The sequence below is a fragment of the Streptococcus sp. DD11 genome, assembly GCF_001578865.1.
Taxonomy (GTDB): domain Bacteria; phylum Bacillota; class Bacilli; order Lactobacillales; family Streptococcaceae; genus Streptococcus; species Streptococcus panodentis.
On sequence record NZ_KQ969392.1, the window covers coordinates 23,936 to 32,184 of the forward strand.

General features: G+C 48.1%; 7 protein-coding genes, 1 other RNA gene and 1 pseudogene. 2 read left to right on the forward strand and 7 right to left on the reverse strand.

Translation table 11 applies throughout. The features are described from left to right. From STRDD11_RS00115 to STRDD11_RS00130, 4 genes are all read right to left on the reverse strand, one after another. Window positions 1-1,120: THUMP domain-containing class I SAM-dependent RNA methyltransferase (locus STRDD11_RS00115; protein ID WP_164828320.1), on the reverse strand; the 1,120-nt coding region annotated here is incomplete at its 3' end. A gap of 217 nt (window positions 1,121-1,337) precedes the next feature. Continuing rightward, window positions 1,338-1,704: RNase P RNA component class B (gene rnpB / locus STRDD11_RS00120), an RNA gene on the reverse strand. A gap of 18 nt (window positions 1,705-1,722) precedes the next feature. Next, window positions 1,723-2,079 carry a cell division regulator GpsB gene (gpsB, locus tag STRDD11_RS00125; protein ID WP_128834186.1) on the reverse strand — a complete coding sequence of 119 codons (357 nt, stop codon included), beginning with the start codon at window positions 2,077-2,079 and terminating at the stop codon, window positions 1,723-1,725. A 71-nt stretch (window positions 2,080-2,150) separates the two neighbouring features. Continuing rightward, window positions 2,151-2,678: an SLOG family protein gene (locus STRDD11_RS00130; RefSeq protein WP_128834189.1), complete on the reverse strand. Its 528-nt coding sequence runs from the start codon at window positions 2,676-2,678 to the stop codon at window positions 2,151-2,153. 68 nt (window positions 2,679-2,746) lie between these two features. On the opposite strand from STRDD11_RS00130, the gene recU reads away from it, so the two are divergent. Beyond that, complete coding sequence (gene recU, locus STRDD11_RS00135; RefSeq protein ID WP_128834191.1) at window positions 2,747-3,349, forward strand: Holliday junction resolvase RecU; 603 nt, start codon at window positions 2,747-2,749, stop codon at window positions 3,347-3,349. After that, window positions 3,342-5,480 (forward strand): penicillin-binding protein PBP1A, encoded by a 2,139-nt coding sequence (gene pbp1a, locus STRDD11_RS00140; RefSeq protein WP_128834193.1) that lies wholly within the window; start codon window positions 3,342-3,344, stop codon window positions 5,478-5,480. The genes recU and pbp1a overlap by 8 nt, the downstream gene beginning before the upstream one ends. Before the next feature lie 523 nt (window positions 5,481-6,003). Here the strand turns inward: pbp1a and pepC are convergent. The 3 genes and pseudogenes from pepC to nadE all read right to left on the reverse strand — a co-directional run. Beyond that, window positions 6,004-7,356, reverse strand: a complete 1,353-nt coding sequence (gene pepC, locus STRDD11_RS00145; RefSeq protein WP_128834195.1) for an aminopeptidase C — start codon at window positions 7,354-7,356, stop codon at window positions 6,004-6,006. Window positions 7,357-7,430: 74 nt separating this feature from the next. Beyond that, window positions 7,431-7,547 (reverse strand): annotated as a pseudogene (locus STRDD11_RS00150) (N-acetyltransferase); the annotation flags it as partial. Window positions 7,548-7,586: 39 nt separating this feature from the next. Continuing rightward, a partial coding sequence (gene nadE / locus STRDD11_RS00155) for an ammonia-dependent NAD(+) synthetase (RefSeq protein WP_241209253.1) occupies window positions 7,587-8,249 on the reverse strand: 663 nt, incomplete at its 5' end.

Sequence of the window (8,249 nt, forward strand, 5' to 3'; positions counted from 1 at the left end):
ATTGATATAAGTCGACTTTTAAAGTCCCATTATAAAGTTTCCGTTTCTTATCGGCCTGACTGCCGTACTTCGTTTCAAAAGCCTCATCGCTGGTCAAGATAAACTTGCTCCATGTTTTTAGAGGAGCGAAAGTCTTTCCCATATCCTGATACAGCTTCGTTACTGCATCGGCATCCAATAGACGCTCGCCGTAAGGCGGATTGGATACAATAACGCCATTGATTTTATCCGTATGCAGGTCCTGCAGGCGCATCTGCTTGAAGCGGACTTGCTCCGCCACCCCTGCTGCCGCTGCATTTTTCTGGGCAATTTCGACCAGGCGGGCATCCAAGTCAGATCCGGCAATATCCAGCTCAATCTCTTGATGAATCTGGCGCAGAGCATCTGACCGCGCCTGACGCAGAGCTTCCTTGTCCACCCAGCTCCACTCTTCAAAAGCGAAGGAACGGTGCAGACCAGGAGCTATATTCATGCCAATCATGGCTGCCTCTATACAGAAAGTGCCTGAGCCGCAGGTCGGATCAATCAGGGGTTTGTCCGGATACCAGTTGGACAGGAGCAAAATAGCTGCCGCCATATTTTCCTTCAGGGGGGCTCCCCCTTTTTCTGTCCGGTAGCCGCGCTTAAAAAGGCTGGAACCGCTGGTGTCAATCAGAACGGTTGCTGTATCTTTCAAAATAGACACTTCAATCTTGTACTCTGCGCCATTTTCCATGAGGGGAACCCCTTCCGGACGTGCATAGTGCTTCTGCAGCTTTTTGACAACAGCTTTTTTGGAAATAGCCTGTACGCTCGGTTCATTATGCAGCTTCGATTTGACACATTTAGCCTTGGAAATAGGGAATTTTGCGCCTAAAGGCAAATAATTCTCCCAATCCAACGCAAAAACGCCCTGAAAGAGTTCCTCAAACGTCTTTGCAGGAAAGCTCCCTACAACGATTTTGATGCGGTCAGCTGCACGCAGCCAAAGATTGGTCATCATAATCGCTGAGATATCGCCCTTAAAGCGGACCCGGCCGTTTTCTACCTGGCAGTCCAGTCCCAAATCTCTGATTTCACGGCCGACGACTGCTTCCAGGCCTGCAGCAGCCGTGGCAATTAAATTAAATGTTTCTTTCATCGTTTCCTCAAAGGAAGAATCTCTATGCACAAAGCTGGCTTTTCCGCACTCAGAGGACGAGCCGCCGCACACGCAGCAGCGGGACAGTCCAATCTCCAACGGCTGAAGCAGCCGGAGTTAGGGACCTGCGGAGTTGAACCCGAAGGAGCAGCCTTTGATTCTTACCATTATAATTAGAGGCTAAGGACCATGCCCCAGCCTCAACCTATATGCAATTTTCTATAAGCCATGTTTTGTTCCGGAAATGACTAGGCACCATTTCCTTCGATAATCATCTGTCTACTGTTTCCAGTCAGAATGCTATGTTCGTTTCCACGCACTCCGTGCCCCGACCAAAGTTTGGGTTGCTAGCTTGAGGGGTTTACCGCGTTCCACTTCCTGCGTTTCCGCAGAAACTACGTCACTGTGGCACTTTCAGGCATACTCCAGCATATCAAATGACGTAGCTGTTTCAACCGCCGTAACGGAGATTTCCGTCCCTAGGCTTATTGTTTCGCCTAGCACAAACACTACCGGCATCACAGCCAGTGCTAGCATGGACTTTCCTCATGAAAAGCTAATTTTTCACGCGATTATCCAAAAATTGCACAGTTCCAGAAGGTTTAAAATTCACGATCCAGAATTTGTTTGCCAAATACTTCCTTTTCAAGACGGTTCAAACGCTTCAGGATATCAAAATTGGTCGCAGAAGTCATCTGCGGAATATCCACTGCCGGCTGGGATGGCTGGCTCGGCTGAGACGGCTGCTGAACCGGAGCCTTTTCAACCGGCTTCTTAGCCAGTTCTTCCTTCAGACGGCGGTTTTCTTCCCGCAGTTCCTTGACCAGAGCAGAGTAGGTCTCATAGTCCTTAATCACGTCATCCAAAAATTCGTCTACTTCAGACTTGCTGTAACCGCGCACTTCGCGCTTAAAATCTTGATCAAAAATATCTTTTGCTGTAAAAATAATACTTGCCATGTTCTCTCTCCAATCTGGTTTATCCTATTCAATTATAAACAAAATCCCCTATAAAAATCAAGATTTATCCCCTAATTTTCCGAAAAATTTTCTGCGGCTTCATTCAAGTCATCAAAAGTTAACTTTTTGATAAAATACTGTTCTTGCTTTTTCATCTCTTGGTAAAGATAGTTCAGTTTGGTCTCCTGCTCCTCATCATAAAAAAGATAGGCTCCGTCGGTATTTTGGATGATGAAATGATTGTAGTCGCGAAACTGGCTGGGATTTTGGTAGGAAGGATAGGCATATTTGACAAAATCAACCTGTTTAAAAGCCGCCAGCCGGGCCTGATTGGCTTCATTCCAATTCTGACCGTGGTTTTCAAAAAGAAAAATGGTGGCCGTCTGAAAGCCATAGTCTGCTTTCAGCTCATTGGCGACCTCTAAAACCCAAGCTTCAAAGCCCAGATTGCCCATAAACACAATCCAGTCCAGACCTTCCTCCAAAAAACGAAGCAGGTCCCGTCTGACAGCCTCTTTTATCACTTTTATTCGAATATCTTTTTCTGATGCAAGGCCGATTTCAAAGGCTTTGTAGCCGGCGATGAGTAGACTTGTCATTTATTCTCCCCTCAAAAAATATTTTTATGATATAATAGAGTGATGTTATTGTACCAATAAGGAGTTCTATGGTCAACTATCCTCATAAGCTAAAGGCAAAAAGCGAAGTGCTTCGGCAGGCTTCGGGTGTGATTAATTTTGCCAATCGCGGGATGTCTTTTGAAAAGATGATCAATGAGTCTAACGGCTATTACTTAAGCAGAGGGCTCGCCGTCATCCATAAAAAGCCGACTCCCGTTCAAATTGTCAAGGTGGACTACCCCCAGCGCAGCCGCGCTAAAATTGTGGAAGCCTATTTTCGGCAAGCCTCTACAACGGATTATTCCGGCGTTTACAAGGGCCATTATATTGATTTTGAAGCCAAGGAGACGCGGCAGAAAAAATCCATGCCGATGAAAAACTTCCATCCGCATCAGATCGAGCACATGGAGGCTGTTCTGCAGCAAGATGGTATCTGCTTCGTCCTTTTGCATTTTTCCAGTTTACGAGAAACTTACCTGCTTCCTGCTTCTTATTTGATTGAGTTTTACAAGATAGACAAGGGAGGAAAATCCATGCCCCTGACCTATATCCGGGAGCACGGCTATGCGATTGAAATCCAGCAGTTCCCTAGCATTCCCTATCTTGAAATCATTGAACAAAAACTACTAGGTGGTATTATAAATGAATAAACAAACTGTGATGCAAGTTTTGAAATACCTTGCAAGTGCGCTCTTAACCCTGCTCATGATTGGCTTTGTGGTAGGGTGCTTAGTCTTTGCTTACTATGCTGCTAAGGCGCCAAAGCTTTCTGAAAAAGATCTGGTGGCCACAACCTCCAGTAAAATTTACGACAGCGACAACAACCTGATTGCCGATTTGGGGGCAGAGAGACGGGTTAATGCTGAAACTTCGGAAATTCCTACTGAGCTGGTCAACGCCATCGTGGCCATTGAAGACCACCGCTTCTTTAATCACCGGGGGGTGGACTTCATCCGTATCGCCGGGGCCATGCTCAGCAATATCCGCGGAGGCCGGCAAGGGGGATCAACTCTGACCCAGCAGCTGATTAAGCTGACCTATTTCTCTACTTCTTCTGCAGATGCGACCTTATCGCGGAAGATTCAGGAAGCCTGGCTGGCGACCCAGCTGGAACGCAAAGCCACCAAGCAGGAAATCCTGACCTACTATGTCAACAAGGTCTATATGTCTAACGGGAATTACGGCATGCAGACAGCGGCCCAAAGCTATTATGGCAAGGACCTCAAGGACCTGACACTTCCTCAAACGGCACTGCTGGCAGGCATGCCTCAGGCTCCCAACCAGTATGACCCTTATACCCATCCTGAGGAAGCAACCAACCGCCGCAACTTGGTACTCAGCGAAATGCATGACCTCAAATACATCACAGACGAACAGTATGAACAGGCCAAAAATACGCCTATCACTGACGGTCTGCAAAGCCTGAAGTCTTCTGCCAGCTATCCAGCTTATATGGATAATTACCTGAAGGAAGTCATTGAGCAGGTCGAGGAAGAAACCGGCTACAATGTCCTGACAACCGGTATGGATGTCTATACAAATGTCAACACAGCTGCCCAGCAAAAACTGTGGGACATCTACAACACTGACGAGTATGTCGCTTATCCGGACGATGAGATGCAGGTTGCCTCAACAATCATGGATGTCGATAGCGGTAAGGTGATTGCCCAGCTGGGAGCACGCCACCAGTCGACCAATGTTTCCTTTGGTACCAATCAGGCCGTCGAAACCAACCGTGACTTTGGTTCAACTATGAAGCCAATCACCGACTATGCCCCAGCTTTAGAAAATGACATTTATACCTCTACAGCTGCTCCGATTTCAGATTCACCGTACAACTTCCCATATTCCAGCACACCAGTTTACAACTGGGATAAGAAATATTACGGCAATATGACCATTCAGTATGCCATTCAGGAATCCCGAAATGTCCCTGCTGTCAAGACCTTAGAAGCGGTCGGATTAGAAGAGTCCCTGAAGTTCCTCAACGGCATTGGAATCAACTATCCTGAAATGTTCTACGTCAATGCCTTTTCAAGCAATACCAGCAAATCCGGCAACGAATACGGAGCCAGCAGTGAAAAAATGGCTGCGGCTTATGCTGCTTTTGCCAACGGCGGCACCTACTACAAACCGCAGTATGTCAACCGTGTCGTCTTCAGCGATGGAACAGAAAAAACCTTCGCCAATAACGGCACCAAGGCGATGAAAGAAACCACCGCCTACATGATGACGGATATGATGAAGACCGTTCTGCAGTCCGGTACCGGGACCAACGCTGCTATCTCAGGCATCTATCAGGCCGGCAAGACCGGAACGTCCAACTATGCAGACGACGAACTGGCCAACCTGACCAAGCCTTATTACGGATCCAGCATTGTGACTCCAGACGAGCTCTTCGTCGGCTACACGCCTAAGTACTCCATGGCTGTCTGGACAGGCTATTCCAACCGTCTGACTCCGGTCTTGGATGACGGAGTGAAGGTAGCGACAGATGTCTACCGTCAGATGATGCTCTATCTGGCTCAAGACGGATCTGCTTCGGTAGACTGGGAAATGCCGAACGGCCTTTACCGCAGCGGCTCCTATGTCTACCTCAGCGGCGGAAACGGCTACTATAACAACCGCTATTACAATAACCAGCAGTATTACTCATCTTATAATACTTACAGCACAGATAGCTCTGAAGAATCTTCTTCCAGCGAGCAGACCGGCGAATCGACCGACAGCTCCTCCAGCCAAGGCGACTCATCTTCTAACAGTCAGGACGGAGATGACTAGAGCGGTATATCGTCATTTAGCTTATCCTCTTTTATTACTTTGTTAGCTTGCATCAGCCGTACTTTTGAGACTTCCTCACGGTCTTCTATCCGCAACCTCAAAGCAGCGCTTTGAGCAGCCGAAACTTCCTTGCGGAAGCTTTATCTGCTACCTCAAAACCTCCACTGGAGGTTTTGAGCAGCTCGCTGCCCTATCGTCCTGTACATTAAGCGATAGACCAAAACCGTTCCTCGGACAAAGACTATAATGAAAATAGAAAAAAGAGTGAGAAAGTCTCGCTCTTTTTGTATTTCTTCTGATTTCCGTATTGTGACTGAACCCCATCTTATTTCCGATTCATACTCTTCGAAAATCTCTCTTCAGACCATGTCAGCGCCGCCTTGCTGTACCCCAGTATAGCCTGCGGCTAGCTGCCATCCTGTCTGCTCCTGCCTGGTTTGCTGATGATTTCATCGAGTCTCGCATCCTTTTTTCCTCAGGTGAGGGCGGTTCTTATCGCCGCACGCACAGGCTTAAAGGAAGTCTATTCATTTACTGCAGACTGCTTTGCCAGCGCTCCCATCGGATCCCACGGAGCTAAGACAGTTGGCTCCGCTTCATAGGCTGCCAGCTCTGCAGCTGTCAAATATTCTTTGCGTACAACGATTTGGTAGGTGTATTGGTCCATCCAAGCATCGCTGGCCACAAAATAACCTTTGTCGCCAACTTTTTCACCCCAGGAATTTTCAACTTTCCACTTCCTGGCCTTGCCGTTTTCGTCCAAATCCACCCCGGCCAAAACCATGGCATGGGTCATCAGGCTTTCGCTGTAGTCCAGCCGGCCAGCCTTGTCCTGAATCAGCTCAATATCCATGCTGGAGGTGAAATCATGCATCCCTTCTGCCATAATGCCAGCCTTGCGGTTGCTGGACTGACCAACGTCTGAACCAAACCAGACTGTTTCGCCAGCCTGCATTTGGGCAATGGCCAGTTCTTTGAGGCGATCCATTTCCACATTTAGGTAGCGGACAGCGCGGCTGCCGACCACATTGCCCAGCATGTCAACTGTGTAGGATTTGCCGTAAGGTTTGTCAGCGGTCGGAGCGTTGATAATGGAAACATAGTCCTCCAGCTTGAGGGCCACATATTTTTGGTAAAATGCCTGCGGAGTCAAGTCTTTCTCGCTATGGTAATGATTCTCTTTGTCACGATAAGAAAATTCAAAACTCCGAGGCGGCAAGCCCAAATTCATCGCAAGAAAATTAAAAATTTCTTGAAGCAGTTCTTCTTTCTTAGCCTGAAGGGCTGCTGTATCTGCCCCTTCACTTGTTAAATCACGCAGTATCTGAGCGTCTTGACGCAGTAATTTATTCAAAATTTGATTGAGCTCAGCACTGGCACTGGAGGAAACGGACTCCGGATAGGCAGACTTGGGCACAACTCCGTATTTTTCAAAGAGCGCCACGACCATATCCCACTGACCGCCGTCCTGCTGAGGCGTATCCAGCAGAAACCTGACCTTGCGGCTGGTCAAATCCTGATCCGCCGTAGCCAAGATCTGCTCTAAAAACCAGTTGGACTTTTCATACTTATCCCAAAAGAAGGTGTGAGCCTGAGACAGCTCAAACTCTTCCAGCTGGAAATCAGCCAGCATCTTGTGGCGGAAAGTATTGAGGGCCGCAAACATCCAGCAGCGGCCGGAAGCCTTTTGGTTACTGACCTTATCCTTGGTCAAATCCAAGGAAAAGACCGGTGTGTTTTCGACTGCTGCAGTCCGCTTCTCCAATGAAGTCAGCAAGCCATGGTGGCTGATAGCATTTTCCATGGCCGCAAACTTTGGATTGGCTTCATAAGCAGCATATAATTTATCTGTAAACGATTGATCTAATGGATTCATATAAAACCTCCTTCATATACTAAATCTATTATAAAACTTTTAACAGCCAGCGCAAGCAAAAAAGTTAGGGAGCCCTAACTTTTTCTTTGTAAATCTGACTGAAGAATGCCATAGACAGAAAAATCTTTGATTTCTCCTTTATGATAGACCGCCTGACGAAAGGTCCCTTCATAACACATACCCGCCTTGGCCGTTTCTTGGCTCAGGCTAAAAAGATCCACCGGACCTTTTTACTCCCAAAAGTCGTCAAAAATCGTAATGGGCAGATGGCGTTTGTGCTGGCCTTTGTGCCACCAAGATTCGATGGTGGCTTGGGCTGTTTCTGAAATCTTTTTGCCTTCTAGGTAATCATCAATCTCATTGTAGGTCACTCCCAGAGCCGCTTCGTCCGCAATCCCCGGCTTTTCTTCTTCCAAGTCAGCAGTCGGCACTTTTTCATAGAGAGCTGGATCAGCCCCCAAGGCAGCCAGAAGCTGTCTGCCCTGCCGTTTATTGAGGCGGTAGAGAGGCAGGATATCGGCACCGCCGTCGCCAAATTTGGTAAAGAAGCCGGTGACATTCTCTGCCGCATGGTCGGTCCCGATAACAGCACCGCTGCAAGAGCCGGCCAGAGCATACTGGGCAATCATGCGGCTTCTGGCCTTGATATTGCCCTTGTTAAAGTCGGAAACCTTAGCCCCCGCTGCCTCCACAGTTGCCGCCATCGCATCGGCTGACTCTTTAATATTAACCACTAGGCTTTGATCCGGCTGGATAAAGGCCAGAGCCTTCTGGGCATCGGCCTCGTCAGCCTGAACGCCGTAAGGCAGACGCACAGCGATAAACTGATAGCTGTCATCGCCTGTTTCTGCCCGCATTTCCTCCACTGCCAGCTGAGCCAGACGGCCGGCCAG

What these genes read in the sequence shown, in the direction of transcription:
- gpsB (WP_128834186.1), bottom strand. Translation starts at nt 2,079, where the DNA reads ATGGCAAGTATTATTTTTACAGCAAAAGATATTTTTGATCAAGATTTT.
- STRDD11_RS00130 (WP_128834189.1), bottom strand. Translation starts at nt 2,678, where the DNA reads ATGACAAGTCTACTCATCGCCGGCTACAAAGCCTTTGAAATCGGCCTT.
- recU (WP_128834191.1), top strand. Translation starts at nt 2,747, where the DNA reads ATGGTCAACTATCCTCATAAGCTAAAGGCAAAAAGCGAAGTGCTTCGG.
- pbp1a (WP_128834193.1), top strand. Translation starts at nt 3,342, where the DNA reads ATGAATAAACAAACTGTGATGCAAGTTTTGAAATACCTTGCAAGTGCG.
- pepC (WP_128834195.1), bottom strand. Translation starts at nt 7,356, where the DNA reads ATGAATCCATTAGATCAATCGTTTACAGATAAATTATATGCTGCTTAT.